We start from the raw sequence: 25961 nt of genomic DNA on the forward strand, positions 1-25961 counted from the left end.
CGATTTTAGCGCCACTATCTTTCGGGCGCTCAGTTCTAGGTGGAGCTTTTCTGCCAGACGCCTTCGCGTTCCAGCAATCTGGTTGCTGCCACCTGTTCGGCTGCGCGCTTGGAACGCTCGACGCCGGTTTCCGGCTTTACGCCGGGAATTTCCACCGTCACGGTGAAGCTAGGATCGTGATCCGGTCCGGAGCGATCGTCAACCCGATAAGCGGGCGTAACCGCAAATCGGGCATGCGCCCATTCCTGCAATTCAGTCTTGGCATCGCGCCGTCCGGCATCCACGCGCGTTGCGCGGCCCTGCCAGTATTTCAGAATGAACTTGCGGGATGCCTCCAGACCACCATCCAGATAAAGAGTGGCGATCAGGCTTTCGACCACATCGGCGCGCACGTTCAGCATCGCCTTGCCGGTCAGCTTCTTCACATCCGATCCGGTGCGAATGAAATTATGCAGGCCCATTTCGTCGCCGATAGCGGCGCAGGATTCGGCGCTGACAAGCTGGTTGAGGCGAACAGAAAGCTCACCTTCGCTGGCGTTGCGGAAGGTGGAGAACAACAGCTCGGCAACACAAAGGCCGAGAACGCGGTCGCCCAAAAACTCCAGCCGCTCGTAATTGCCCGCCGCAGCGGAACGGGCACTCGCATGGGTCAAGGCCCGGTCGAGCCGGGCCTTTTCCTTGAATTCATATCCGATCAACGCTTCGAGACGGGAAATCTCCGCAATCGACAGCGGCTTGGTCTTGCTCATCCCACAACCTTGAAGAGACGGTCCCAGCGCATGTTGGACGGCCAGTCCCAAATGCGGCTGAACGGCGTGTCATTGCCCAGCGAGAAGAAGATGACGCTGGCGCGGCCGATCAGGTTTTCTTCCGGCACGAAACCGACATCGAAACGGCTGTCGAGCGAGTTGTCGCGATTATCGCCCATCATGAAATAATGGCCTTCCGGCACCAGGAATTCGCGGGTGTTGTCGCCGCGCGAATCGGGCGACTGGTCGAGCGTGTCGAAGGTGACGCCATTATCGAGCGTTTCGCGGAACACCGGTACATTGGCGCCCGGATCGGCACGGTAATCGGAGGTGAAGGTGCCATCAGGCTGCTTCGGAACCGGCTGGCCGTTGATGAACAGCACGCCGTTCGTCACCTGGATGCGGTCACCGGGCAAGCCGACGAGACGCTTGATGTAATCGACTTCAGGATTGGGCGGCAGGCGGAAGACCACGACGTCGCCACGCTTGGGCTTGCTGAATTCGAGGATACGGCCTGAAAACAGGTTCGGCGAAAAGGGCAGCGAATATTTCGAATAGCCGTAGGAGAACTTGTTGACGAAAAGATAGTCGCCTACCAGCAGCGTCGGCATCATCGAACCTGAAGGGATCGTGAAGGGCTGAAACAGCACGGTGCGGATGACCATGGCCAGCAGCAGCGCCTGAATGATGACCTTGACGTTTTCCCAGAGGGCGTTCTGCTTCTTTTCAGCTTTTTCGGACACTTAAAGACCTGCCTGATTGTTTACCGGTTCCTGCGATTTGACGGAGGCGTCCGGGCCGTTGTTGCTCGCGACTGCGGCGGGGTGAAGCAATTTTTCACGCAGCCAGCGACGCTTTCATATTTCTGCGACTTCTCTAGAACCTTTCCAGCCGGAAGGGAAGCGCTTCTGTCATACGCCTGCAAATAGGCCGCCAATGCGGCAGCCGCCGGTCTCAGTCGCTCACGGGAAGCGCCTCGATAATCACAAATGCCTGAGCGTAAGGGTAATCGTCCGTGATGGTCAGATGGATATTGGCGCGGTGACCGGCGGGCAGCATGGCCGCCAGCCTTTCTGCGGCACCGTTGGTGAGCGCCATGGTCGGCTTGCCGCCCGGCAGATTGACGACCCCCATGTCCTTCCAGAATACGCCGTTCGCAAGGCCGGTTCCGAGCGCCTTTGAACAGGCTTCCTTGGCGGCGAAACGCTTGGCGTAGGATGCCGCGCGGTTCTTGCGGCCATCGGACTTGGCGCGCTCGATATCGGTGAAACAGCGGTGCGTGAAACGTTCACCGAAACGGGCGAGCGAATGTTCGACGCGGCGAATATCGATCAGGTCGCTGCCCAATCCAAGGATCATTTCAACATCTCCAGAGACGCGTTTTTATTGGCGGCGCGATGCGCGAGATTTTCCATCTTGCGGCGCTGGAAACCGCTGATGAGGCTGTAGACGGTGATATAGGCGATGACCGCGCTCACGGCCGCGGGCAGAAGCGCACCGACGGTCATGGGTTCCAGCACCGGCCTCCATATCTGCCGGAATTCGAGGTGGCTGAACAGCGCAACGAAATCCACATGCGCAACCCCCGCCTCCTTCTGTCGTCCGAGCAGGAAATGCCCGAGTTCCCAGGTGGACGCCCAGATGAACGGAAATGTCAGGGGATTGGCGAATGTGGTGCCGAGTGCTGCCGCAACGAGATTGACGCGCATGAGGAAACCGAGCGCCATGGCGATAATGATATGCACGCCGAGAAACGGTGTCCACGCCACGCCGATACCGAGCGCGACACCGGCGGCAATCGAATGCGGAGACGCAGACAACCGCAGGAGACGCAGCTTCATATAGCGCAGCGAACGGGTAAATCCCGTGCGCGGCCAAAAGAGGTCACGAATCTTCTCTGAAAAACCAACGGGTTCACGGCGGCGAAACGGCATGGGGGCAGTCTATTTCATCGCCCCGGCTGAGCCAAGAGCATCGTATACGACACGGGGATTTCTTTTGCAGGCATATTTTCCCCGTCATTCCGGCCTTTAGCTGGAATTCCGCCCACGCCACGTGGCATCACCGAGTATACGAACCTTGCCGAACACTCTGACCTCATCCTCAGCCTTGTCCCGAGGATTTGCAAACGATTGATTGAATGCAAGGTTATCAGATCCCTGGGACGAGCCAAGGATGACGTCGAGGAAACAAACACCTCTCGCCGTCAAATTCGTTTCAAAAGTAGCGTGTCCTATCATTTAGACGGGACAGCGGTGAACGCCCGTTCGTAACGCGCATTCACACAGCCTTACGAGACACGAGAAGGAACTGACCAACAACGGTCACCCACCTTCCAAGTCCCATACGCATGGCGAACGGCTGCCATGCGCTGAGTGCATTACCGGCGGAACAGGCCGCGGTCGATTTCGCGCTGGCGGAACTCGAGGTCGACATTCGACACGGAGCCGCTGAGATATTCGAATTCGCGTTCCTGGGTCGTCTTGCCGCGAACTGCACGGGCGATCTTGCGAAGCGGAGTAAACATGATTTCATGTCCTTTCAGTTTGGAAATGGCGTTTCTCATCGGGGTAGGACCACCGGCACGCCGCGTTTTCCGTTTTCAATTTCTGAAAGGAAGATAGTCGCAAACCACATGCGCGACCAGAGACAGTAAAAGGCCGCTGCCATGCACTGAATGCATAACAGCGGCCTTTTGGAATGTGCGAATGATCAAAAATGCCTCAATCGAAGGCACGTTTGACCGTGGATACGCAATCGAGGTCTTTCAGCTGCGACAGCAGCTGGTTGAGTTGCCGCAAATCCCAGACTTCGACATCCAGCGCCAGTTCGGAGAAATCCGTGCCGATGCGGACCATATTCAGGGCGCGTATGTTGACATCCAGCGTTGCGATCGATTGCGCCACGGAGGCGAGCGTGCCGGGTTCGTTCAGCGCGTTGATCATCACCCGCGCCATGAAGCGCGACTTGTTCGCCTCATCAAGATCCCAGCGGACATCAATCCAGCGCTCCGGCTCATCGTCGAAACGCTGCAGCGCCGGCGCCTGAATGGGATAGATGGTGATGCCCTTGCCTTTTTCCATGATGCCGACGATGCGATCGCCCGGAACGGCGCCGGCGGCACCGAAATGCACATCGACATTGCCGGAAAGGCCACGGATGGGCAGCGGGTCCGGTCCGTCGAGCATTTCGGCTGCGCCATCGTCTTCCAGAACGGAGCGCGACTTTCCGGGGATCTTGAAGACCATACCGGAAGCGCTGCGCATGTTGAACCAGCCGTCGTCGCCGGTCATCTTCACCGTCACGCGCTCGTCCTGATAATCCGGATAGACTGCACGCAGCACGTCGAGCGAGGAGACCTCGCCGCGCCCGACGGCGGCGATAGCGTCTTCCACATCCTTCTGCGCCAGACGATGCAGCACAGGTTTCAGCGCGTCACGCGAGAAGGCCTTGCCGGCACGTTCGAAAGTGCGCTCCAGAATACGGTAACCGAGACCCGAATATTGCTTGCGAATGGCCATGCGCGTGGCGCGGCGGATGGCCGAGCGGGCCTTGCCTGTCACCACCACCTCTTCCCATGCGGCGGGCGGAACCTGCACGCCGGAGCGGATGATCTCCACCTCGTCGCCGTTGTTGAGGCGGGTTACAAGCGGCATGATCCGGCCGTTGATCTTGGCGCCAACTGTGGTGTCACCGATATTGGTGTGTACCGCATAGGCGAAATCGATGGGGGTGGCGCCACGCGGCAGCGCAATCAGCTTGCCCTTGGGCGTGAAGCAGAACACCTGGTCCTGGAATAGTTCCAGCTTGGTGTGTTCGAGGAATTCTTCCGGGCTGTCGCCTTCTGCCAGCGATTCGATGGTGTGGCGCAGCCAGGAATAGGCGTTGCTCTCCGGCGAGAGCAGATCGCCCTCCCCGTTTTCGCCGTCCTTATAGAGCGCATGGGCGGCAATGCCGAATTCGGCGATTTCGTGCATGCGCTTGGTGCGCAGCTGCAACTCGATACGCTGGCGCGAAGGGCCAACGATCGTGGTGTGGATGGAACGATAGTCGTTCTGCTTCGGCGTGGAGATATAGTCCTTGAAGCGGCCGGGTACCACGCGCCAGCGGGTGTGGACAATGCCGAGCGCCCGGTAGCAGGAAGGAATATCGTCCACCAGAATGCGGAAGCCGTAGACGTCGGACAGCTGCTCAAAAGAGAGCGATTTCGACTGCATCTTGCGGAACACCGAATAGGGCTTCTTCTGACGCCCCTTGACGCTGGCGCCGAGAAGGCCGTTCGCCACGAGTAGCTCGCGCAATTCGTCCTCGATCTTCTTGATGAGCCCTTCGTTGCGCGTTTCCAGTTCCTGAAGGCGGTTGGTCACCGTCTCATAGGCTTCCGGATTGAGGTAACGGAAGGACAGGTCCTCCAGCTCGTCGCGCATGTCCTGCATGCCCATGCGGCCGGCCAGCGGCGCATAGATTTCCATGGTTTCTTCGGAAATGCGGCTGCGTTTGTCCGCCGGCATATATTCCATGGTGCGCATGTTGTGCAGGCGGTCGGCCAGCTTCACCAGAAGAACGCGCACGTCGTCGGAAATGGCAAGCAGCAGCTTGCGCAGGTTTTCGGCCTGCTTGGCCTTGCGCGTGACGAGATCGAGTTTCTTGAGCTTGGTCAGCCCCTCCACCAGTCTGCCGATATCCTCGCCGAACAGCTCGTCGATTTCAGCGCGGGTAGCGGTGGTATCCTCGATCGTATCGTGAAGCAGCGCCACCGCGATGGTCGATTCGTCGAGATGCATTTCCGTCAGGATGGCGGCAACTTCCAGCGGATGCGAGATATAGGGGTCGCCATTGGCCCGCTTTTGCTGGCCATGTTTCTGCATTGCATAAACATAGGCCTTGTTCAGCAGGGCCTCATTCGCATCCGGTTTATATTTTTGAACCCGCTCAACGAGTTCGTATTGCCGCATCATGCGATATTCCACAAAAAGAAAGCGCGCCAACCTTGGGGTCGGCGCACAATGCTGCATCAATAGGGATCAGATTATGACGGCAAATATTGACAGACGGTAACCACCGCCTGCCAATGGCGTCATAAAGTCAGATCAATAGTCGTCATTTTTTTCCGGCGGCACAAGGCCTTCGATACCGGCCAGCAGTTCTTCTTCCGACATCTGGTCGAAAGTAACGGTTTCCGGCTGGTCGTCCTCTTCGCCATCGGCAGTAGCGGAGGCTGCCAGCGTAACCGGATCGGGCTCGGGCTCGTCCACTTCCACATGCTTCTGCAGCGAATGGATGAGGTCTTCCTTGAGGTCGTCGGGCGAAAGCATCTCGTCGGCGATTTCGCGCAGAGCGACGACCGGGTTCTTGTCGTTATCGCGGTCAACTGTGATGGACGAGCCCTGGGAAATCTGGCGCGCACGGTGGCTGGCGAGAAGGACCAGCTCGAAACGGTTGTCTACTTTATCAATGCAATCTTCAACTGTGACGCGGGCCATTGCCTGTCCTTTGCGAGTCGTAATGTCGTGGATCAGAGCGCCGTGCTTTCTTGAGGATGCACAAGGGATGCTCTAACCTATTGAATCTGCGCTTCGTGCCTTGCGAAAAACGCTTTGGATTCCTCGCGACGAAGCCTTCCAGCTTCCGATACAGCCATTGGCCGCGGAATTCAAGTTTTTCCTGTCTTTGGCGTCTTTTGGCACCTTATTGCCCTTGTTTGGCGTCTGATGAACAAAATGTCTAGAAGAATTGTCTTGGAATACGGGTGAAGTTACCTTACTTAAAACGCAACGGCGCTACGCAAAATTCGTTGATACGACATGATTTTTCGCATTTGCGACCGGAAATAAAAGCCAGATAATGGCCTTTCCAAAAAAGGAATGGGATGGAATGTTCGATCCACGGGAGAAAATTGCGCTCTTTATAGATGGAGCCAATCTTTATGCAGCATCTAAAAGCCTGGGGTTCGATATCGACTATCGCAAGCTTCTTAAGGCGTTTCAGAAGCGCGGATACCTGCTGCGCGCCTACTATTACACCGCATTGATCGAGGATCAGGAATATTCCTCGATCCGCCCTCTGATCGACTGGCTGGATTATAACGGCTACAAGGTCGTGACGAAGCCGGCGAAGGAATTCACCGACGCGCTCGGTCGCCGCAAGATCAAAGGCAACATGGATATCGAACTTGCTGTCGATGCCATGGAACAGTCCGAGACCGTCGACCATCTGGTTCTGTTTTCCGGTGACGGCGATTTCACCAAGCTGGTGGACGCGCTTCAGCGCAAGGGCCGCAAGGTTTCCGTGGTGTCCACCATGGCAACGCAGCCCGCAATGATCGCCGACGATCTGCGCAGACAGGCAGATCACTTCATTGATCTCATGACCTTGAAGGCCGAAATCGGGCGTGATCCGAACGAGCGCCCTGCCCGGCACGTCGAAAGCCCCGAGACGATCTGATACCGGTTTTTAAGCCGCCGACCTAATGAGAACGCGTCCGTCTGCAAGGCGGGCGCGTTTTTGTTTGGCGTCACAACCGTGTATTCGTGCCGGAAAATTCCTCTTAAAATTAACAAACATCAAATTCGGCCAGTCAAAATTATATCTTGGTTAATTTTAGACGTGTCTAAATCACCCAACGGCACCAACGACATGATTTCGGTGTCAAATCAGGATGTTCAGACATGCATGGCCAAGTAAAAACCAATCAACAACTCGACGAAAGACTTAATTTTCTGGGGCTTGGCCAGGAGCAACGACAAAACCTTTCGGACATGAAGGGCGTCATTACAGGCTCTCTCGACGCCTCTCTCGATCGGTTTTATGCGAAGGCGCGCTCCGTGCCGGAGACGGCGAAATTCTTTGCAAGCGACGCGCATGTCCAGCATGCCAAAGGCATGCAGATGAAACACTGGGCAAGAATTGCCTCCGGCACCTTCAACTCGGACTATACCGATGCCGTGACGGCCATCGGCCGTACCCATGCAAGGCTGGGGCTGGAGCCGAGATGGTATATTGGCGGTTACGCGCTGATGCTTGATGGCATCGTCAAAGCCGTCGTCAATTCGGAACTGAAGGGCCTTTTCCAGGAAAAGAAGGCCAAGAAGCTGAACGACGCCCTGACGGTAACGATCAAGGCCGCCCTTCTCGACATGGACTATTCGATCTCCGTCTACCTCGACGTGCTTGCCGCCGAGCGGCTGAAGGTCGAGGAACAACAGGCGCAGATGAAGAGGGAGCAGGAGCACGTTCTCGAACTGCTCAACAACGCCCTGAACAAGCTGGCGAATGGCGACCTCACCTCCAGCATCAATGAAAAGACTGCACCGCAATTCGAGGGGCTGATTGCCAATTTCAACGCTGCGGTCGGCAATCTCGCGGGTGCATTCTCGCAGATCGTCGAGGAAGCCAACAAGATATCAGGCAATACGCGCGAACTGACATCGGCTACCGACGACATGGCCCGCAGAACGGAGCAGCAGGCAGCAGCCCTTGAGGAAACCGCCGCCGCCGTGGAGGAAATCACCACCATTTCCAAGCTTTCGGCGCAGCGCTCCGAAGAAGCCAAGGCCATCGTCGAAAGCTCGGCCGCCGAAGCGGCGCGGTCACGGGATGTGGTGACGGAAGCGGTAAAAGCGATGGGCGCCATCGAGGAATCGTCGCAGAAGATCACCCAGATCATTTCCGTCATCGACGAGATTTCGTTCCAGACGAACCTTCTGGCGCTGAATGCCGGTGTGGAAGCCGCGCGTGCCGGTGAAGCTGGCAAGGGTTTTGCCGTCGTCGCCCAGGAAGTGCGCGAGCTGGCACAGCGTTCAGCCAACGCCGCCAAGGAGATCAAGACCCTCATCACCAAATCCTCGGAGGATGTGATGCAGGGCGTATCGCTGGTCAATAAAACCGGGCAATCGCTGAATACGATTGGCAACAAGGTGGATCATATTCAGGAACATATCACCTCACTGACCAAGGCGGCCCAGGAGCAGTCCGTCGGCATTCAGGAAATCAGCGCCGCCATCAACAGCATGGACAATCTGACCCAGAAGAATGCGGCCATGGTGGAAGAAACCAACGCGGCCACGCACAATCTGAGCGATGTCAGCGCCAATCTGGCGGCACTGGTCAGCCGGTTCAGTGTTTCGGGGTCCACGTCCTATGTGGAGCGGACTTATAGGGCGGCGTGAGAGCTGTCTATTCAAGAGGCGAAAGCATCCCCACTCTCATTTCTGTGCTTGTCACAGCAATCTAGCCAGACCAAATCCTTGGGCTGAAAAGAACTCTCTCGCCGCGCAGACGCGCGGCGGCTTGATTCCTGCGACAAGTGCAGGAATGAGGCATGAGCTCTAGGCGTTGTTGCCCTTCAGCAGCCGCGACTTCTGCCGGTTCCAGTCGCGTTCCTTCTCTGTCTCGCGCTTGTCGTGCAGCTTCTTGCCCTTGGCCAGTGCCAGTTCCAGCTTCGCACGGCCCTTTTCGTTGAAATAGACCTTCAGCGGCACCAGCGTCATGCCTTCACGGTTGATGCCGGCGCGTAGTCGGTTGATCTCGCGCTTGTTCAGCAGCAACTTGCGACGGCGGCGCGGCTCGTGGTTGAAGCGGTTGGCCTGCAGATATTCCGGCAGGTGGGAATTGATGAGCCAGATTTCATCGCCCTCGTCCGATGCGTAGGACTCGGCGATATTAGCCTTGCCTTCGCGCAGCGCCTTGACCTCGGTGCCGGTCAGCACCAAACCCGCCTCATAGGTGTCGATGATTTCGTAGTTGAAACGAGCCTTGCGGTTTTCCGCAACGATCTTGTTCACCACGCGCTGGCTGCCTTTGGGGGCCATGATATTTCAATCCCTTGTTTTTCTTATTGCGCCTGCGGCTTGTCCGCCACGAGCGGTTTTCACGTTTCTATTTAGTATCGTCGTTACGAAAAGAAAAGGCGCGCGAACCGGCTTCTGTCGCGAAGCAGTCCCATTGCGCGCCTTTCGGGTTTCAGGTGTCCGTTAGTTCATCAGGCCGGCATGCTTCAGTGCCGCGTCGATTGCCGCTTCCGTTGCCGGTTCCAGCGTGCTCATCAACGGCGAGCGGACCTTGCGGTTGCCGCCACGGGTCTTCGAAAGCGCATATTTTGTGCCGCACACACCAGGTTCCATGAAGATGGCCCGGTGCAGAGGCATCAGGCGGTCCTGATACTCCAGCGCCTTGGCGTAGTCGCCTGCAAGCATGGCCGCCTGGAATTCGGAACAGAGGCGTGGCGCAACATTGGCGCTGACCGAAATGCAGCCGACGCCGCCATGGGCGTTGAAGCCGAGTGCCGTGCCATCTTCGCCGGACAGCTGGATGAAATCTTTGCCGCAGGAAATCCGCTGTTCGGAGACGCGGTCGAGCTTGCCCGTCGCATCCTTGACGCCGACGATGTTCTTGTGCGCCTTCACAAGCGCACCCATGGTTTCCGGCGACATATCCACCACCGAACGCGGCGGGATGTTATAGATGACGATCGGCAGTTTAACTGCTTCCGCAACTGCGGAAAAATGGGCGAAAAGCCCCTTCTGCGTCGGCTTGTTGTAATAGGGGGTGACCACCAGCAGCGCATCCGCGCCCGCATCCTGCGCGTGCAGGGCAAGTTCTATCGCTTCATCGGTATTGTTGGAGCCAGCGCCCGCGATGACCGGAACCCGTTTCGCCGCTACCTCGATGCACAGCTCGACCACACGTTTGTGCTCGTCATGGGACAGGGTTGGAGATTCCCCCGTCGTGCCCACAGGCACAAGTCCGTTGCTGCCTTCGGCAATCTGCCATTCCACATGGGCGGCAAATGCCTGTTCGTCCACGGCACCATTGTCCGTGAACGGGGTAATGAGGGCGGGAATTGATCCCTTGAACATACAAAGCTCCTGGCGCCGAGCCGGTTCATGCTTCGGCCGCATTCGATGGTTAAAACCGGCACACATTAGTGCCAGCCCTTGGCGCCGACAAGCGCAAAGGCAGCCTATTTTGTCCGAAATTGTCGGAAGTGTGACAGTCGCGGAAGCTCACGCGGCAGGCAAAAAACGAGGCGGTGGAATTTTACGCCGCTCGCAGACCGGTGAATAAAAGTTGATTGGAGTGCAGAGCGGAAAGTAAGGTTTCGTTAAGCACAGTCTCCGTAGATTCCAGAGCGGGATCTGAGGCGAAACTCATAGGTGCAACGCACTGGCGCATTTCGCAATCCCGCTGCAATGAAACGACAATACAAGAAGGTCGATTGTTTCCGTCCAGTGATGAAGAGCGGTATGAAAAAGACAGTTTGGGGATTGATGGCGGCAGGTCTTGCCGCGACCGTTTGGAACGCGCTGGCCGGCCCCGTGCCGGAAGCTGCCGTGCCGCTTCCCTATGTGAAGCCGAATGCGCCTGCTGTTCCCGCCTTCATGCCGGCCTCGCCCGAAATTACCGGCGCCATACCACGCCTTAACCGGCCTGACGATGCGAGCCAGCTTAAAGCCGGACTGGATGCGCTTTCCAGCCGCGACACGACACGCGCCATCGCCCTTCGCAACGCCATGCAGACAGGCAGTCTCGACCGGCATATTCTTACCTGGGCGATTGCCATTTCCGGGCAGAAGGACGTGCCTTCCGCCGAAATCACTTCAGCCCAGAGCGAACTGGCGGGGTGGCCGGGTGCGGCGACGCTGCGCGCCAATTCCGAAAAGGCGCTTTACCGCGAAAATCCACCGGCACCCCAGGTGCTTGCCGCTTTTGGCAGCGGCCGGCCGGAAACAGCCGAGGGCACCGTTGTGCTCGCCAAGGCCCTCACCTCTTCCGGCAAGGCTTTGGAAGCACAACGCCTCATTCGCCAGCTCTGGGTGAGCGAAGGCATGGACAAGGACATGGAAGACCGTGTTCTTGCCGAGTTCCCCACTTATCTGACGCCCGCCGACCACAAGGCGCGGATGGATTATCTGATGTATCGCAGCCGAATCGGCCAAGCGAAACGTTTCGGTGATCTCGGCAAGGCGCAGTCGCTCTACAATGCCTGGGCCGCCGTGCTGCAGCGCTCAGGCAATGCCGTGGCGCTGCTGGGCAAGGTCGACGCCAACTTGCGCAGCGACCCTGCTTTTCTCTTCGCGCGCATCGAAAATCTCCGCAACCAGCAGAAATATCCGGAAGCCGCAGCACTTTTAAAGCAGGCGCCGAAGGACACGGCAAAACTCGTCAATCCCGGCGAGTGGTGGAACGAGCGGCGAATCATCGCGCGCGGCGTCGCCGATCTCGGCGATTTTGCCGAAGCCTATCGCATCGTTGCCAATCATTCGGCCACATCAGCCGTCGATGTTGCCGATGCGGAATTCCATGCTGGCTGGTATGCGTTGCGGGCGCTGCGCGATCCCGCCACGGCCTCACGCCACTTCAACACCCTTTTGCAGACCTCGAACCGGCCACTTTCCGCCTCGCGGGCCTATTATTGGCTGGGGCGGGCGGCGGAAGTGGGCGGGCCGGGCAACGCCCGCGATTTCTTCACCAAGGCGGCTGCCCATTCCGGCACCTTTTACGGCCAGCTTGCCGCCGCACGAATCGATGCAAAGACGCTGAACGTCACATACCCTGCTCCGAGCGCTGCCGACCGTGAACGATTTGCCGGCCGCGAAGCCGTGCGGGCCATCGACAGGCTGGAAGCCGCAGGCTACGGCTGGCGGGCCGACAGCCTCTACAGGTCATTGGCAGATCAGCTCGACAGCCCGGGCGAGCTTGCCATTCTGGCAGCAAGGGCGGAGGGCAACGGCAACCATCAGGTATCACTGCAAATCGGCAAGACGGCCTTCAGCCGCGGCATCGATGCGGCCGCCCTTGCCTATCCGATCGGTGTCATTCCCGCCAGTGCCAATATTGCCGGCTCCGGCAAGGCGCTTGCCTATGCCATCGCCCGGCAGGAAAGCGCCTTCAACCCGGCCGCCGTCTCCGCTGCCAATGCTCGCGGTCTGCTGCAATTGCTGCCGGGAACTGCCAAGGGCGTGGCCGGACGCCACGGCCTGCCCTACACTCAGGCGATGCTGACTAGCGACGCCGGATATAACGCCACGCTCGGCGCACATTATCTTGGCGAACAGATCGACAGTTTCGGCGGCTCCTACATCCTCACCTTCATCGCCTATAATGCCGGCCCGAAACGTGTACCGGAATGGATCGCCCGCTATGGCGACCCCCGCGGCAAGCCGATCGACGACGTCGTGGACTGGATAGAGCGCATCCCCTTCCCTGAAACCCGCAATTACGTGCAGCGGGTGATGGAGAATTATCAGGTCTACAAGACGAGGCTGGGGCAACAGGCCGATATCGTCGATGACCTGCGTCATGGCCGGGCGGGATAGAAGTCGAGATCATCGGCTGATCGGTTTCAGAACATCGAAGCACCGGCTATTCCGGTGCTTTTTTGTTTCCGCATCCGAGCCACGCGGTTTTCCGCTTCGGCAGATATTCAAACGAAAAAGCCCGGCTCGAGAGCCGGGCTTTCCATCACTGACAATGTCAGATCAGATTAGAACGTACGCTGAAGGCGAACGAAGCCAGTGACTTCATCGTCACGACCATCTTCGTCGTAGTAGTTGGCGGTGATCTTGGTGGCCAGACCTTCGGTGATCTTGTAGTCAACCGTCAGACCAGCAGTCCAGGCGTCACGGTCGCCAACGAAGTCGCCGTCAACAGGGTTGACGTCAAGCTTGCTGAGATATTCGAAGCCGGGGGTAAGCGTCAGACGATCCGTAGCCTTGATCGCGTACTCAACGGCAACAGCCCATTCAGACTTTGCGTAGTAAGCGTTGTCGCCCGAAGCCCATACACCGGCAAGGCCGAAGGTGCCCGGACCAATGTCAGCGAACAGGATGCTGCGGATAGCAACGTTTTCTGCATCGAAGTCGTAGCTGGCGATCAGGTTGGCGGTAACTGCGCCGAACTTGCCGCCGATCATGCCGCCGATGCCGACGTTGTTGTCTGGACCGTACTGGTACTGACCGTACGAACCTTCAAGCTCGTCAACCGAGAGAGCAGCCTGGAAAGAACCAGCGTCGTAGGTGTACTTGATCGAGTTGAACAGGGTGTTCGTGGACAGAATGTCGGTTTCGCCATTCAGATCGTCATCCCACCAGCTGTAAAACTTACCGACCTTCAGGCCGCCGAGTTCGATGAAGGCCTGGTCAACGAAAACGCTGGAACCAGAAGCAGTGCCGTTGTCGGCATTGCCACGGAAGCCGATGAAGCCACGCAGAGCACCGAGTTCGGTGTCGGTGCGGGTGTCAACTTCGAACTGAGCGCGTGTAAACGAGTTCCAGTCAGAAGTACCCTTGGCGTCGCGGCCAAAGTTGGTCTGGAAACGGATGTAACCGCCGAACTTCAGGCAGGTTTCGGTGCCGGGGATGTAGAAGAAGCCGGTGCCGAAAGCGTCGCAAACGCGAACGTATTCCAGGGGCTCAGGCTCAGCAGCGACGATAGCGTCGGCAGCGTGAGCGCCGGATACTGCTGCGAGAGCCGCAGCGGAGCCGATCAAAAGGCTCTTGATGTTCATGGTTGACCTCCAGTCAAACGCTTAATCTTCTAAGCAGCGAGTGGGAAACACAAATCGATGCGTGCCGCTTATGGAGATGATTAGAGCCAAAACCGGCCGGACAGGCAATCGCAATCGTGACAAAAGGAAGACAGTAAGGTGCCCTTAGTTTTGCATTGTTGCGAAATAGCTACAATTCTAATTTCCCCAACTCCAATTCTTAATGAGTCGTTAATTTCTTATTTATTTCACATACTTACGAGGAATGGCAAAATTTCCTCCCGAGCTAGACTCGGCCCGCAAGCAGGATACCGACGCAATCAGGCCACGCGAGATTGTCAAAAGAGCGATTTACGGGGCTGTAGATTCGGACACGCTCGGCGCTCGGAACCGCCTCACCGCCCCGCTTGATATATTGCGCCCAAGCAAGAGATGCTGAACGAATCGGCAGCCATGGACGCCGTCTGACGTCAGTCAGAGAAAATGGACTCGGAGCGCTGCAATCAATCGTGGCTGACCACCTTTGCAGTGATGCGTCACACGCGCCTTCCGAGGGCAGATTGACAGAAAATGAAAAAGCCCGGCTCAAGAGCCGGGCTTTCCTTCACTGACAATGTCAGATCAGATTAGAACGAACGCTGAAGGCGCACGAAACCGGTAACCTGGTCGTCACGGTTGTCGATGTCAACGTAGTTAACAGCGATCTTCGTGGAGAGGCCCTGGGTGATCTTGTAATCAACCGTCAGACCGGCCTTCCAGCCGTCGTCGTTCGAGAAGTCGTCGAAGGAAACGAGGCCGTAGTTGCCATAGTACTGCGCGCCGGGGGTGATCGTCAGCTTGTCAGTTGCCTTGATGGCGTATTCAGCTGCAACAGCCCACTCGGAGACGTTGTAGTAAGCGTTTGCGCCAGAAGCCCAAACACCGGCCAGACCGAGCGTGCCCGGACCAACGTCAGCCGTTGCGATCAGGCGAACGGAGCCGTTTTCGCGGTCGGTGTCGTAGCCGCCGATGAGCTGGAAGGAAGCAGCGCCGAGCTTGGCGCCAACGCCGAGAGCAACACCAACGTTGTTGTCGGATTCGTTGAACGGACCAACAGAGATGCCTTCGAGTTCGTCAACCGAAGCGCCTGCCCAGAACGAGCCAGCGTCGTAGGTGTAACGAATGGAGTTGAACAGAGCGTTGGAAGACAGCTCGTCCGTTTCGCCAGAAAGGCCATCGTCCCACCAGCTGTAGAACTTACCGACCTTCAGGCCGCCGAGTTCGATGAAAGCCTGGTCAACGAAAACGCTGGAACCAGAAGCAGAACCGTTGTCGGCATTGCCACGGAAGCCGATGAAGCCACGCAGAGCGCCGAGTTCGGTGTCGGTGCGGGTGTCAACTTCGAACTGAGCGCGCGTGAACGAATCCCAGTCGGAGGTGCCGGACTTGTCGCGACCGAAGTCGGTCTGGAAACGAACGTAGCCCTGGAACTTCAGGCAGGTTTCGGTGCCGGGGATGTAGAAGAAGCCGGTGCCGAAAGCGTCGCAAACGCGAACGTATTCCAGGGGCTCAGGCTCAGCAGCGACGATAGCGTCGGCAGCGTGAGCGCCGGATACTGCTGCGAGAGCCGCAGCGGAGCCGATGAGAAGGCTCTTGATGTTCATGATTGACCTCCAGTCAAAGTTTTTAAGTGGGTCTGGGTACTTTTGCCGAAGGACAGCATTCCCTGCCCCATTCCCGTGTTCTTAGAAGCCAAACGATCCACCGCCTCGCTTCTGGTCGTGAAAATACAAAAGGTTTCGCCGCTTGCAATCGCCAACATCCGATAAAGCGCATTTACGTACATGCTTCATTTCGGTTTGTTGCTGAAACAGCACACAGTGGGCACACGGCCCACAGGCGGCTTTACCATGCGTTAAGAAATGACTTGAAAATCCGTTAGTTAGCGCGGTTAACAAGGTCTTTCTAAACTATAGGCCTTTTCGGAGATCCCTTGCCCCGCAGGGGAAGGGCGACGGAAACTTTTGCCCCGTTCCGGCCCCACACTTAGTATGGCTCCCCGGTGCGCACATAGAAACAACAGTGAAACCCGAGCGGTTCGCCACCGATTCCCCGATCAACGATTCGGCTCGCAGGCTCCGGCACTTCAATTGTTTGGCCGATTGCGTCCGCAAGCGTTACGGGACGAGTCGCGAAAACGGCGCGGGATACGAGTGTGTGTCACTTGGGTAGAGAGTGCTTTATAACTGCCTGCAAGAAACGAGGGGCAGAATCGCGTCGGCGCATTAGCTCTCTCCACTATCCTGCGGTTTATCTCAGGGGTCCGGAGTTTCGCGAAACGCGCTGAAGAACGAACTGGCATGCGGAAACGCATGCTTTGGGTGTCTGCTTGGAAGAAGTAGCTGTTTAGGGAGATTTATAATTTCAGGCTGCGTGCCGAAATGGCGGAGAGGATGTCCGCCACGCTTCGTAAGCTATTGAAATTATTGATACGATTTCGTTGACAATGGCCGTATTTGCCATAATTTCATGCATAAAGTTATGACAACGGGCGAAGCATGGCGCGCAATAAGCTTTCAGAGACCAAGATAAAGACGCTCACAAAGCCGGGCATTTACGGCGACGGCGACGGCCTTTTCCTTCGCGTGCGCGCCGGCGGCAGCCGCCAATGGGTCTTTATATACAAACGCGCAGGCAAGCGCGTCGAGATAGGGCTTGGCGGGTATGGTCAGGGCACCGCACCGGTGCCGCTGGCCTTGGCTCGGGAAAAGGCGGATGAGGTTCGCGCACGGCTGGCGCGCGGCGAGGATCTGTCTACGCGCAAGACATTCGCCGACGTCATGGAAGACGTCATTGCGGTAAAGGAAGCCAGCTTCAAAAATGAGAAGCATAAGGCGCAGTGGCGCATGACGCTCGATGAGTACGCAAAGCCGCTCCACAAGAAGGCGGTTGGCGACATCACCCGCGACGACGTGGTTGAAGCCCTGAAACCTATCTGGACTACCATTCCTGAGACCGCAGATCGAACCAGAATGCGAATCGCGGCGGTAATGGATCACGCGCGGGCACGCGGGCTATTCACCGGTGATAACCCGGCCAGTTGGCGCGGTGGCCTGAAAGAGCTCCTGCCCGCACGCAGCAAACTGACGCGCGGCCACCATGCAGCGGCGGCATACAAAGACATGCCTGCAATCATGGCGAAGCTGAGGGCCAGTGACGCCGTTTCTGCTCGAGCCGTTGAATTTACCGCCCTCACCGCTTCACGTTCTGGCGAAGTCCGCGGCGCCGTCTGGTCTGAGATTGATTTCGCCCAGGCAGTCTGGATTGTGCCGGCCGAGCGTATGAAGGCTGGCCGCGAGCACCGCGTTCCCCTCACCGGCCGAATGCTGGCTATCCTTGAGGCGCGTAAGCAGGTGGCAACCGGTGACTTGGTATTTGAAGGCGGCAAGGAAGGCACAGCGATTTCAGACACGGCCATGGTGAAAAGTCTGCGGGCCGCGTCAGAGGACAAGTCCATTACGCTGCACGGTCTGCGCTCATCCTTCCGCGACTGGGCAGGCGATACCACCGGCCACCCCCGCGAGGTTGCGGAAGCTGCCCTTGCCCACGCCGTGGGTGATGTCGTTGAGCAAGCATATCGCCGGAGTGACGCGCTTGCGAAGCGGCGCGCCATGATGGAGGACTGGGCCGAATACTGCGAAAGCAAGGTTTCAACAGTTTCCAAATCTTGACAAATTTGTAAAATCGGTCTATTAAATGAGCGTCGCAATTGTGGTGGTTGCGGCAATCGGCGGGGTGGTGCCCGCCAAAAAGCAGCGCCGGGAAAACCGGCTCATTGGCGCCCAGCGCCCCTAACCGTCACCGTTATCAGCCGACAACCGAACCTTCTCAAAAATCTTCGTTCCATTTCACGCCATGACTCTGTCTTGGCTTCGAGGAGACACCATGACCATTCCAGCGAATGACAACAAGCCGCGTCTGATGACGCCGAAAGAAGCGGCCGCCGCAACAACCATGTCGCGCGTGCTGCTTGCCCGCATGTCTAAAGAAAGCCGATTCCCCCAGCCCGTACAGATAGGCTTGAAGCGCATCGCTTACGTCCGGGCCGAGGTTGATGCTTGGATTGAAACGGCCATCGGCGCGAGGGCGACGGCATGAGTAGCGTCGTTATGTATGCGCGAGACTTGGTGCAGGCCTTGAAGGGTGAGACCTACTGCCTTGAAGATCGCAACGTCGATGAGCGGGATATGACACGCCAGCAGCTAGAAACACTGGCCGCTGGTTTCGGTCGGGTTGCCGAGATGGCATCGAAACATCAGGCACGCTTGTTGGAGAGGATCCAGCCGATCAACAGCACCGATGACCCATTCAAACAGTACGGCATCGGTGACGCGGTCGTGTATCACGCGGTCACGGGCGTCAAGATAAGGGGCAAAATCACCAATTTTGTCGACGGTAATCCCGAGCTCACGTTTAGGGATGGATCAACCGCCGTGTGCGCCGCTTCGCGCGTGAGTCTGGCCTCAATCGACCTAAGTTCGAAAGAGAAACGGGAAGCGCTCTTGGATCACCTGACCGGCAGCGCCGCCTAATCGTTCACAGCCAATACCAACCAGATTCAAGCGTCCGGCGCTGCCGGCGACAGGAGAAGCTATGCCGAAATCGCACAAGAACTACGTTGATATTACCGTCGACCTAGACGCCCTTCGAAACGCCGCGGCTCAAATGCCCGGTTTCATAAGGATTGAAACAATAACTCAAGGTGCACGCGTGCACTTCATTTCAAGTAACAGGACAAACGCCGAGCGCGAAAAGCTTGCGAAGACCCTTTCGGAAAATATGACGCAAGCAATGGCGCCGACCTAAGCACCACAGCCCCACACCTTCACCAACCGCCAGTCACCACCTGCCGACCCTCGACGGCAGGTGCGCATTCGTGCGCTCTCCAGAAAGGATTGAGATGGACCACCAATCGCTCAGTGACGACGATATCGAGCGTCTGACCGACTACATGACCGCTGGCGCCTATGTGCTCAAGACAAAGAACGGTTTCCGAATTCCCGCGCTGGTCGTGGAGCAGTGGCGCGAACATGGTTTTGCCGTCCTGCGCACCAATGCCTTGGCAGCGCGCTACGGCGTCGGCCGCAAAACCATGTGGAACACGATCAAGGGCGCGATCGATGCCGGTTTCATAAGAGAGGTCGGGCGCACCGAGGACGGCCGCGCAATGTACGTCCCTGTCGTAGAGCGGGGCGATGAATGGCGGGCGGCACATGACGCAAGGATGGCAAAATATGAGCAAGCCTGATCACGCTGGCGGTCCCGTCGACCGTATCGAGCTTCTTGGAGCTATCATTGACGATGAGCGCGTGCGGCTCATCCACATCAAGACCGCGCGCCACATTTTAAAGCGCTATTACCAGAAGCACGGCAACGCGCGCGCCAGTGTCAGTTTCTTGCAGCAAGCCACTGGCCTAACAAGGGGCAGCGTCGCAAGCGCAACAGAGGATCTTGTAGCGTGGGGCTATTTCACCCGCGTGATGGGTTCTGGCAAACGGCCCTCCGAATACCACCCGAATTTTAGCGTCCTACCGTCGCCGGACACTAATAGCGTCCTACCGTCACAGGACGATAAAAAATCAAGCGTCCTACAGCCACAGGACGAGATCGTCCTAGGGTCACAGGACGCTAAATCGGCTAGTGTCCTACAGCCGCAGGAGCAAACTCATTTACTTGTCTCGGCTACAGCCAGAGACAAAGTAAATAGCACATCCGCAGCGGGCACGGGGTCGGGCCTGTCGGCCGCCCCGGCCCGTGCGTCTGAGGACCGCGTGATGACCATTGTATCGAGCCACATTGAGCACGACGAAGACGACGGCTCGGACTGGCTTCGGCTGGATATGGAGACCGACGACGGCCTAACAGAGCCGTACGCCATCTGCGTCCAAAGCGACGAAGATCAAGGCATGCAGGAACGCGGTATGAAAAAGCTCGAACGACTGGCGATCGCTCTCGGCATCGACCAGATCAACAAGCCTGGCGACGTGATAGGCATTCCGCTGCTTCTTACGGCAAGCGACGATTTTCTTCCTCTGGAGGCCGCATGAACCTAGCCAACGATTTTCACGCGCTGGACCTTTCATGTTGTGAGGTGTCCACATCGTCAAACAATAAATGGAGCAGATCAAAAATCCGCAAAACAATCTGCCAGCGTTTTTTTGTCCATTAGGATAAAAACCTCTGCATTATTCCTTGACTCATGTATCCCTGTTTACCAACTTAATCCGTAAGGAGTGAGCATGTCCAAATCGCATCCATCATCTGGAAAATTCTTCACTATCTCGAAAAGAGACGTTCGGGCTGGATCCGGCATGTTTGTAGAGAGATCGTCGAAAGATGGCAGCTTCTCTACCAAGTCGATGGACGGCAAAGTTTTCGACGGAGCGCGTAATGCTGCTGGTTCAAAACTGCGCGAGGTGTCAGGCAAGTTCCTTTCCTCCCCCGGCCATAAGAAATGACAGAGAGTGCTGCGCAACAGCAAACGTCTGCGAACGTAGCGTCCGAGTACAATAGGGTTTTCGAAAAGTTCGTTGGAGAAAGCCCTGACGGTATGTCGGATATTGTCGGTATAGTCGCATATGGAATTTACAAAAACGCAAAACGCGAGTGGGCGACCGACTTCCGGGCTGCCTATGGCCGAGCTCCGTCTCAAGATGACCTAAGGGCATATCACGCGACATGGACGCCAGCCCAAATTCAAAGCGCACGTAACAGTGCAGCGCAAGTGATGGCTGAATACGCTGACACCGTGATATCCGAGGAAGAGCCAAGAATATTGCGAGACGCAGTAAAGGGCAGATTTTGGCCGTCGATCTTCACGTCCATGTTTGCGAACGCCTGCTACACTCTCATTCTTATTTTCATTGCCGTTATCTTGGCTAAGGCGGGTATAGATCTGATCGGGCTGATTTCGGCTGCCGACAAGTCTTAACCTGCGCTGTGCTTTGCTCTCAGCTTGTTCTTTTGAATGAATGCCCGCAAATTACCCAACGTCGTTTTGCCGTGGATAGCATTCTCAACAAGCCCGGTTAGATCTTCATTGTCCTGAATCGCCTCCAGAACATCAATCAAAAGGAGGCGCGCAACATTACCAGTCCTCCCCGACGCGGCGCCGTCCAGGATAATTGCAGAAGCCAACTCAAGCTCATTAAGAAGATCCCTGAACGCAGCCTCAAACTCGGATATTTCGCCGGTAGCAGCTTGGTGGCTTTTAGAACCAATTCCCTTCAACTCGTTACGAACGTTTGTGCATATCGATAGAACTACCGCGGCCGACGCGTTCCGTCCGTCTTTTCTCATTTGGTAAAGAACTATGCCAACACCGACGACCGTGGCGATGTTGGCAGCGATAGAAATCCATTCCACGGTGTTACTTTTTCTCACCCTGTCCAGCTGGTTTGTTGCTCTGCGGTGAATTTGTAGCGGGAGCCTGCGCCGGCACCTTAAGCTGGCTCGTTAAATGCTGGGTAGACAGCCCTTTCTCCACCCACCCTCCAGCAAGGTTTTTCGTCAAATGGGTCGTCGATAGAGAGTCACCAACAAACACACGGGTTGTTTTTTCTTCGCTCATTCCAAATCTCCACGAAACAAAAAAACGGCGGGATTGCTCCCGCCGCCGTTACAGTCATCATTTCTTTTTTGTGTCGCCGTATCCAGGCTTGGGAACCCTCTCCACCTGGGTGGTAGTTGGGCGGCTCTTCGCCTCCTGAACCGTGATGAACTGACCTGTGCTTGAATCGCGCCCACGGGGCGTCGTCTTACTGGTCATTTGTTGCAGTCCCTCTGGCCTTGTCAAATCAGCCTTTGGGCGCTATTTACGGTGTTGCGACACTACCGCTTCGGGCGCACGGCTTGCTTCTCGGCAAGCCAGGCAACCGAGGCAAACACACAAAAGCACGTCGATTCGTCGACGTGCTTTTTTATTTGCCTGATGCACTCAGACATTGCAAGAAGTAAATGATTTATTAACGGGGTAACGCCAGTTATCCCCGCTTATACGCCAAAAGCCACTCAAGTCAACCGATCGCGTTAATAATAGTTAACGAGATTCCCTTGCGGATTGATAAATTTCCCTTGATGACCACCTGCCCGCGCTCTTAGCCCAAAAATTATTTTTTCTCAAATCCACTACCCGTTTTCAGCCCGTTCTCGGAAAGTATGCGTACCCGACGGCTTGTCGGTATGCAGCCCTATCCCCCTCTTTCATAAGGTGACGGCCTAATGGAAAAAGACACTCCGGTTTTTGACCGGCGCGACACGCCGACTGCAATTTCTCTCGATGCTGGCGAATGGTCGCTAAGACGCGCGCGCACGAAGCGCGGAGACGTCGTGCTCATAGCAGGAGATCCCTTACCGAAAATTTTCTTGTCGGTTGCGCCTCACGACGAGGTGGAGCGGTTTCGCGCGAACGGAACCGCCTGGTACGCCTCCAATGGCTTCGACGGCCAAGCGGCCAATGACAATGCCGATTGGCCGCTGCAGAAGCTTTTGCGAACCGAAGGCAAAGACTACTTCCTTTCGCTTGCGGTTCGGTATCGAGACCTGCACGACACCGCGTCGCGGCCTACGCAGTTGTTCGGCAAGGAATGCGAAAACCTCTTCTTCGTAGAAAACCAAGATGCAGAAGGCCGGTCAAAAGGCGTCAAGGTCGTGACAGGCAAGAAAGCGAACGCCGACACCTCGCCAACCAGGAAGACGTCTGCCAGAAAGACCACCCGGAAGCTAGCGGCACCGGTTCCCAAAAAATGGAACGGCGACTGGCCAATTCTTGCAGCGATCGATGCAAAGCGAGAACTAGCGATCCTTCGCGCCAAGCTGGCTTATGTCCCGGCCATCCTTGAAGCTTTCGAGTGGTCGGTCGTCGACGGCATGACGCTCGACGAAATCGGCAAGCGGCTCGGCGCAGGGAGCAAAGGAGCCAAAGGTGAGGCGCGCGCCAGGATATTCGACGGCCTCGGGATTGTGGATCGCCATTGGCGTGCTCAAGACAGGCTCGCCGCATAGGGGTACCCCATTTCCCCGCGCCACAGGTTATAAGAGAGAGAGGCTCGCAGCGATGCGGGCCTTTATCATTTCCGGCAGCCGTCACTGCCGTGATGGTGGGTTGCCGCGCGCGGTAGCTCACCCCAGTTTCCAATCATGGTGCGCACGGATGTACTGCCACCTTGAAATCCCGCGAGTTGTATCGCGGTTCGATCGCGCGCTCTGCCGACGTCTGTCTCCTCGACGACCGGCAGAGCGCCTGCGATTTTTTAAACACCCAAAACATTCATTTCCAAAAATGAAAGGAGGCGACCGTGCGAAAAGCTGCGGCATGCTTTGCCATTTCAAAGACCCTCGGCATTGGCCTAGGTCGCGTCACTTCATTGGCGCAACGCGCTGCGGATGCCGGCGTTCTGCCCAAGGCCGTAGGACGCACCTATCCACCCCTCTCCGCTGACCAGATGGCGCGGCTACTTATCGCCGTGCTGGCCGACAACGGTCTCGGCTCAGTAGGCGAAAGCGTCGACAAGTTTGCCCGTATCCATTCCCCAACGCTCTGCATGTCGCTCGTTGAGGCTATTGCAGCCGCGTTCGACGGCGGCCGGACAAACCCGTTTTTCCCGGTCATCAAGAGCATTGTGCTGCGCAATGATCTGGAAAACCCGGGCGTCGATATTCTCGCCAATGTATGCGGGCAAGGCGTTCATGCTGTTTTCGGTGCACCGCAAACAACCGGCGCCGTGAAGCAGGCTCTTGTTGCCGGTCCCGCATTCGATGCACTGGCGAAAGAATGGCGGGCTGCGCAATGACGTCTGAAGTTACGCGCCTGCTCGCAGAAATTCGAGCGGAGGCAGCGACAAAGAAGGCTGAAGTTTCAGCCAACCCCGTTGCCGCTGCAATCGAAGAAGCCATCCAAAAGCACCGGACACCCGAACAGATCGCTGCGCATCGCGATCTATACCGACAAGCCAAGCGGCACGTCGTCGAAATCGACGCATGGAATGCCGCCAACACAGACAAACCCGCACGAACGTATCTGCCGCGCATGCTGGCCTACATCGGTGCGTTTTCCTATGTCGAAAAGGACACCTGAATGACTGACAATATCGCCACCAAAATCGAGCAACTTGGCTCTGCTTTCAATACCGCCACAACCGACCTGTCGGAGCGAATTTCCGGACTTGAAAAGAGCTTCGCCCGTATGGATGGACACGCCAACGACAACTTCGCCGCCGGCGAAAGCCTAGCTGCAGCTCTGGTCAACACGCCGGCCTTCAAGGAGTTGAACGGTGGCGCCAATCGTGGCCGCGCTTATGTCGAATCTGCCGCCATCACATCAGGAAACACGACCGTCGGCACTGGTCGCTCGCAGGGCACTTCTCTTGTCCCTGCCGATCGCCGCCCCGGCATAGTCACACCAGCCCAGCGTGTTCTCACGGTGCGTGACCTCATCGCGCCAGGCAAGACCACTGCCGGCTCGATCGAATTCGTACAGGAAACCGGCTTCACCAATAACGCGGCACCTGTCGCCGAGACTACGCAGAAGCCCTATTCTGACATCACGTTCGACCTGAAGACCGCGTCGGTTCGGACCATTGCGCACCTCTTCAAACTCTCCAAGCAGATGCTTGATGACGTCGCCGGGCTGGTCTCCTATCTGGATCTGCGTGGCACAACCGGCTTGAAGCTGGTCGAGGAGCAGCAGCTTCTGTTTGGTAGCGGCACTGGCCAGAATATCCTTGGCCTTATTCCCCAGGCGACCGAATTCGACGACAGCCTACGCCATACCGGCGACACTCGCGTCGACACCATTCGCCGCGCCATCCAGCAGGTGCGTCGCGCCGAGTATACCGCAACCGGCATCGTCATGAACCCAGACGATCTGGCCGAGCTCGAGCTGACGAAAGACGCCGGCGGCAACTATATCATCGTTGACCCGGTGGAAGGCGGCTCGGGCCGCATCTGGCGCCTGCCGATTGTCGACACCACCGCCATGCCAGCCGGCCAGTTCCTTGTGGGTGCACTCGCTACTGCCGCACAGATCTTTGACCGGCAGCAGGTGACGTTTGAAATCTCCACCGAGAACGCTGATGACTTCGAGAAGAACATGGCAACTGCGCGCATTGAAGAGCGCCTGGCTCTTGCGGTCTACCGACCCGAGAGCCTGATCACAGGCACGTTCGCCGCCTAACACAATCAGATAGTGGGGTCTGATTCCGCCCCACTATCACCGGCCAGCCGTATTAGCCCCCTGCGGCTGGCCACCCCCTTTCCCAAACGTCAGGAGGACCGCAATGGCGTCCGGAAGAATTATCAAGTGGTTCAATGGCCGTGGCTTTGGCTTCATTCAGGAAGACGGCGATCGCGGCAACGCAGGCGAATTCGTACACATCACCAGCATGCCAGACCATGAGGCCCCACGTATTGGACAGCGCTTCGACTACGACCGCGTGACCGGCATGGATGGCCGCACCAAAGCGGTGAACGTCCGTGAGGTGACCACATGGGGCGAAGCTGCCTATTATCTGTAGCGCGACAGGGAGATGAGCGTGAACAAAGAACTGCTGACTGCCATCCTTGCTTGGAGTGATGATGAAGAATTCGGCCTAGCTGAAGAGCCGATTACCCCCCCTTGACCGGCTCGCAGTGCTAGGCAAGTGGGATGATCTGTATGTCGTGGAGAACGATTACAGCGGAGGCAACTT

General features: G+C 57.1%; 29 protein-coding genes. 16 read left to right on the forward strand and 13 right to left on the reverse strand.

Annotated features, from left to right (window positions below; genetic code table 11):
* Positions 1–35: 35 nt before the first annotated feature.
* From rnc to rpoZ, 7 genes are all read right to left on the reverse strand, one after another.
* Positions 36–749, reverse strand: coding sequence for a ribonuclease III (gene rnc / locus ACQZ5Y_RS00885; protein ID WP_003512245.1), 714 nt, complete (start codon positions 747–749; stop codon positions 36–38).
* Entirely contained in the window at positions 746–1492 is a 747-nt protein-coding gene (gene lepB / locus ACQZ5Y_RS00890) for a signal peptidase I (RefSeq protein ID WP_003512243.1), read from the reverse strand. The genes rnc and lepB overlap by 4 nt, the downstream gene beginning before the upstream one ends.
* Positions 1493–1703: 211 nt before the next feature.
* Positions 1704–2108 carry a holo-ACP synthase gene (gene acpS / locus ACQZ5Y_RS00895; protein ID WP_112752889.1) on the reverse strand — a complete coding sequence of 135 codons (405 nt, stop codon included), beginning with the start codon at positions 2106–2108 and terminating at the stop codon, positions 1704–1706.
* The gene (locus tag ACQZ5Y_RS00900; protein ID WP_003512239.1) at positions 2105–2683 is read right to left on the reverse strand and encodes a DUF2062 domain-containing protein; all 579 of its coding nucleotides are present in this window, start codon (positions 2681–2683) and stop codon (positions 2105–2107) included. The genes acpS and ACQZ5Y_RS00900 overlap by 4 nt, the downstream gene beginning before the upstream one ends.
* A gap of 446 nt (positions 2684–3129) precedes the next feature.
* Positions 3130–3276, reverse strand: coding sequence for a hypothetical protein (locus ACQZ5Y_RS00905; RefSeq protein WP_003496944.1), 147 nt, complete (start codon positions 3274–3276; stop codon positions 3130–3132).
* A 196-nt stretch (positions 3277–3472) separates the two neighbouring features.
* Positions 3473–5707, reverse strand: a complete 2235-nt coding sequence (locus ACQZ5Y_RS00910; protein WP_003512236.1) for a RelA/SpoT family protein — start codon at positions 5705–5707, stop codon at positions 3473–3475.
* Positions 5708–5839: 132 nt separating this feature from the next.
* The gene (gene rpoZ, locus ACQZ5Y_RS00915) at positions 5840–6232 is read right to left on the reverse strand and encodes a DNA-directed RNA polymerase subunit omega (protein ID WP_003512234.1); all 393 of its coding nucleotides are present in this window, start codon (positions 6230–6232) and stop codon (positions 5840–5842) included.
* Positions 6233–6623: 391 nt separating this feature from the next.
* Here rpoZ and ACQZ5Y_RS00920 point away from each other — a divergent pair, with 391 nt between their 5' ends.
* Together ACQZ5Y_RS00920 and ACQZ5Y_RS00925 are read left to right on the forward strand one after the other, a co-directional pair.
* Entirely contained in the window at positions 6624–7193 is a 570-nt protein-coding gene (locus ACQZ5Y_RS00920; protein WP_013635795.1) for a LabA-like NYN domain-containing protein, read from the forward strand.
* A 224-nt stretch (positions 7194–7417) separates the two neighbouring features.
* Complete coding sequence (locus tag ACQZ5Y_RS00925; protein ID WP_111803595.1) at positions 7418–8917, forward strand: methyl-accepting chemotaxis protein; 1500 nt, start codon at positions 7418–7420, stop codon at positions 8915–8917.
* A 159-nt stretch (positions 8918–9076) separates the two neighbouring features.
* On the opposite strand, the gene smpB is transcribed toward ACQZ5Y_RS00925, so the two are convergent.
* Positions 9077–9559, reverse strand: coding sequence for an SsrA-binding protein SmpB (smpB, locus tag ACQZ5Y_RS00930; protein WP_003512228.1), 483 nt, complete (start codon positions 9557–9559; stop codon positions 9077–9079).
* Between the two features lie 162 nt (positions 9560–9721).
* Complete coding sequence (gene dapA / locus ACQZ5Y_RS00935; RefSeq protein ID WP_003512226.1) at positions 9722–10606, reverse strand: 4-hydroxy-tetrahydrodipicolinate synthase; 885 nt, start codon at positions 10604–10606, stop codon at positions 9722–9724.
* A 387-nt stretch (positions 10607–10993) separates the two neighbouring features.
* Here dapA and ACQZ5Y_RS00940 point away from each other — a divergent pair, with 387 nt between their 5' ends.
* A complete protein-coding gene (locus ACQZ5Y_RS00940; protein ID WP_174049305.1) occupies positions 10994–13066 on the forward strand; it encodes a lytic transglycosylase domain-containing protein in 2073 nt (690 codons plus the stop codon).
* A 167-nt stretch (positions 13067–13233) separates the two neighbouring features.
* On the opposite strand, the gene ACQZ5Y_RS00945 is transcribed toward ACQZ5Y_RS00940, so the two are convergent.
* Both ACQZ5Y_RS00945 and ACQZ5Y_RS00950 read right to left on the reverse strand, forming a co-directional pair.
* Positions 13234–14256 (reverse strand): porin, encoded by a 1023-nt coding sequence (locus tag ACQZ5Y_RS00945; protein WP_174049304.1) that lies wholly within the window; start codon positions 14254–14256, stop codon positions 13234–13236.
* 605 nt (positions 14257–14861) lie between these two features.
* Positions 14862–15878 (reverse strand): porin, encoded by a 1017-nt coding sequence (locus ACQZ5Y_RS00950; protein ID WP_174049303.1) that lies wholly within the window; start codon positions 15876–15878, stop codon positions 14862–14864.
* A gap of 894 nt (positions 15879–16772) precedes the next feature.
* Here ACQZ5Y_RS00950 and ACQZ5Y_RS00955 point away from each other — a divergent pair.
* The 8 genes from ACQZ5Y_RS00955 to ACQZ5Y_RS00990 all read left to right on the forward strand — a co-directional run bounded on the left by ACQZ5Y_RS00955 (position 16773) and on the right by ACQZ5Y_RS00990 (position 21205).
* Positions 16773–17945, forward strand: a complete 1173-nt coding sequence (locus tag ACQZ5Y_RS00955; protein WP_174049302.1) for a tyrosine-type recombinase/integrase — start codon at positions 16773–16775, stop codon at positions 17943–17945.
* 214 nt (positions 17946–18159) lie between these two features.
* Positions 18160–18372, forward strand: coding sequence for a helix-turn-helix transcriptional regulator (locus ACQZ5Y_RS00960; RefSeq protein ID WP_236762837.1), 213 nt, complete (start codon positions 18160–18162; stop codon positions 18370–18372).
* Positions 18369–18806, forward strand: a complete 438-nt coding sequence (locus tag ACQZ5Y_RS00965) for a hypothetical protein (RefSeq protein WP_174049301.1) — start codon at positions 18369–18371, stop codon at positions 18804–18806. Before ACQZ5Y_RS00960 ends, ACQZ5Y_RS00965 begins: the two co-directional genes overlap by 4 nt.
* Positions 18807–18867: 61 nt before the next feature.
* Positions 18868–19080, forward strand: coding sequence for a hypothetical protein (locus ACQZ5Y_RS00970; RefSeq protein ID WP_174049300.1), 213 nt, complete (start codon positions 18868–18870; stop codon positions 19078–19080).
* 94 nt (positions 19081–19174) lie between these two features.
* On the forward strand, positions 19175–19522 hold the full coding sequence (locus tag ACQZ5Y_RS00975) for a hypothetical protein (protein ID WP_113082231.1): 348 nt from the start codon (positions 19175–19177) through the stop codon (positions 19520–19522).
* Complete coding sequence (locus ACQZ5Y_RS00980) at positions 19509–20321, forward strand: hypothetical protein (RefSeq protein WP_113082232.1); 813 nt, start codon at positions 19509–19511, stop codon at positions 20319–20321. The genes ACQZ5Y_RS00975 and ACQZ5Y_RS00980 overlap by 14 nt, the downstream gene beginning before the upstream one ends.
* 192 nt (positions 20322–20513) lie before the next feature.
* A complete protein-coding gene (locus ACQZ5Y_RS00985) occupies positions 20514–20732 on the forward strand; it encodes a hypothetical protein (protein WP_162729524.1) in 219 nt (72 codons plus the stop codon).
* Between the two features lie 92 nt (positions 20733–20824).
* A complete protein-coding gene (locus ACQZ5Y_RS00990) occupies positions 20825–21205 on the forward strand; it encodes a hypothetical protein (RefSeq protein ID WP_162729525.1) in 381 nt (126 codons plus the stop codon).
* Here ACQZ5Y_RS00990 and ACQZ5Y_RS00995 read toward each other — a convergent pair.
* Both ACQZ5Y_RS00995 and ACQZ5Y_RS01000 read right to left on the reverse strand, forming a co-directional pair.
* The gene (locus tag ACQZ5Y_RS00995; protein ID WP_113082234.1) at positions 21202–21639 is read right to left on the reverse strand and encodes a hypothetical protein; all 438 of its coding nucleotides are present in this window, start codon (positions 21637–21639) and stop codon (positions 21202–21204) included. The genes ACQZ5Y_RS00990 and ACQZ5Y_RS00995 overlap by 4 nt on opposite strands.
* A 4-nt stretch (positions 21640–21643) precedes the next feature.
* The gene (locus tag ACQZ5Y_RS01000; RefSeq protein ID WP_174049299.1) at positions 21644–21844 is read right to left on the reverse strand and encodes a hypothetical protein; all 201 of its coding nucleotides are present in this window, start codon (positions 21842–21844) and stop codon (positions 21644–21646) included.
* 650 nt (positions 21845–22494) lie between these two features.
* On the opposite strand from ACQZ5Y_RS01000, the gene ACQZ5Y_RS01005 reads away from it, so the two are divergent.
* From ACQZ5Y_RS01005 to ACQZ5Y_RS01025, 5 genes are all read left to right on the forward strand, one after another.
* Positions 22495–23277, forward strand: a complete 783-nt coding sequence (locus tag ACQZ5Y_RS01005; RefSeq protein ID WP_174049298.1) for a hypothetical protein — start codon at positions 22495–22497, stop codon at positions 23275–23277.
* Positions 23278–23570: 293 nt separating this feature from the next.
* The gene (locus tag ACQZ5Y_RS01010) at positions 23571–24065 is read left to right on the forward strand and encodes a hypothetical protein (RefSeq protein ID WP_162729528.1); all 495 of its coding nucleotides are present in this window, start codon (positions 23571–23573) and stop codon (positions 24063–24065) included.
* Positions 24062–24349, forward strand: a complete 288-nt coding sequence (locus tag ACQZ5Y_RS01015) for a hypothetical protein (protein WP_149909745.1) — start codon at positions 24062–24064, stop codon at positions 24347–24349. Before ACQZ5Y_RS01010 ends, ACQZ5Y_RS01015 begins: the two co-directional genes overlap by 4 nt.
* Entirely contained in the window at positions 24350–25447 is a 1098-nt protein-coding gene (locus ACQZ5Y_RS01020; protein WP_113082238.1) for a phage major capsid protein, read from the forward strand. It abuts the gene before it with no gap.
* A gap of 103 nt (positions 25448–25550) precedes the next feature.
* Entirely contained in the window at positions 25551–25787 is a 237-nt protein-coding gene (locus ACQZ5Y_RS01025) for a cold-shock protein (protein ID WP_174049297.1), read from the forward strand.
* The last annotated feature ends 174 nt before the right edge of the window (positions 25788–25961 follow it).

The organism is Agrobacterium sp. A3-95, from assembly GCF_053521785.1.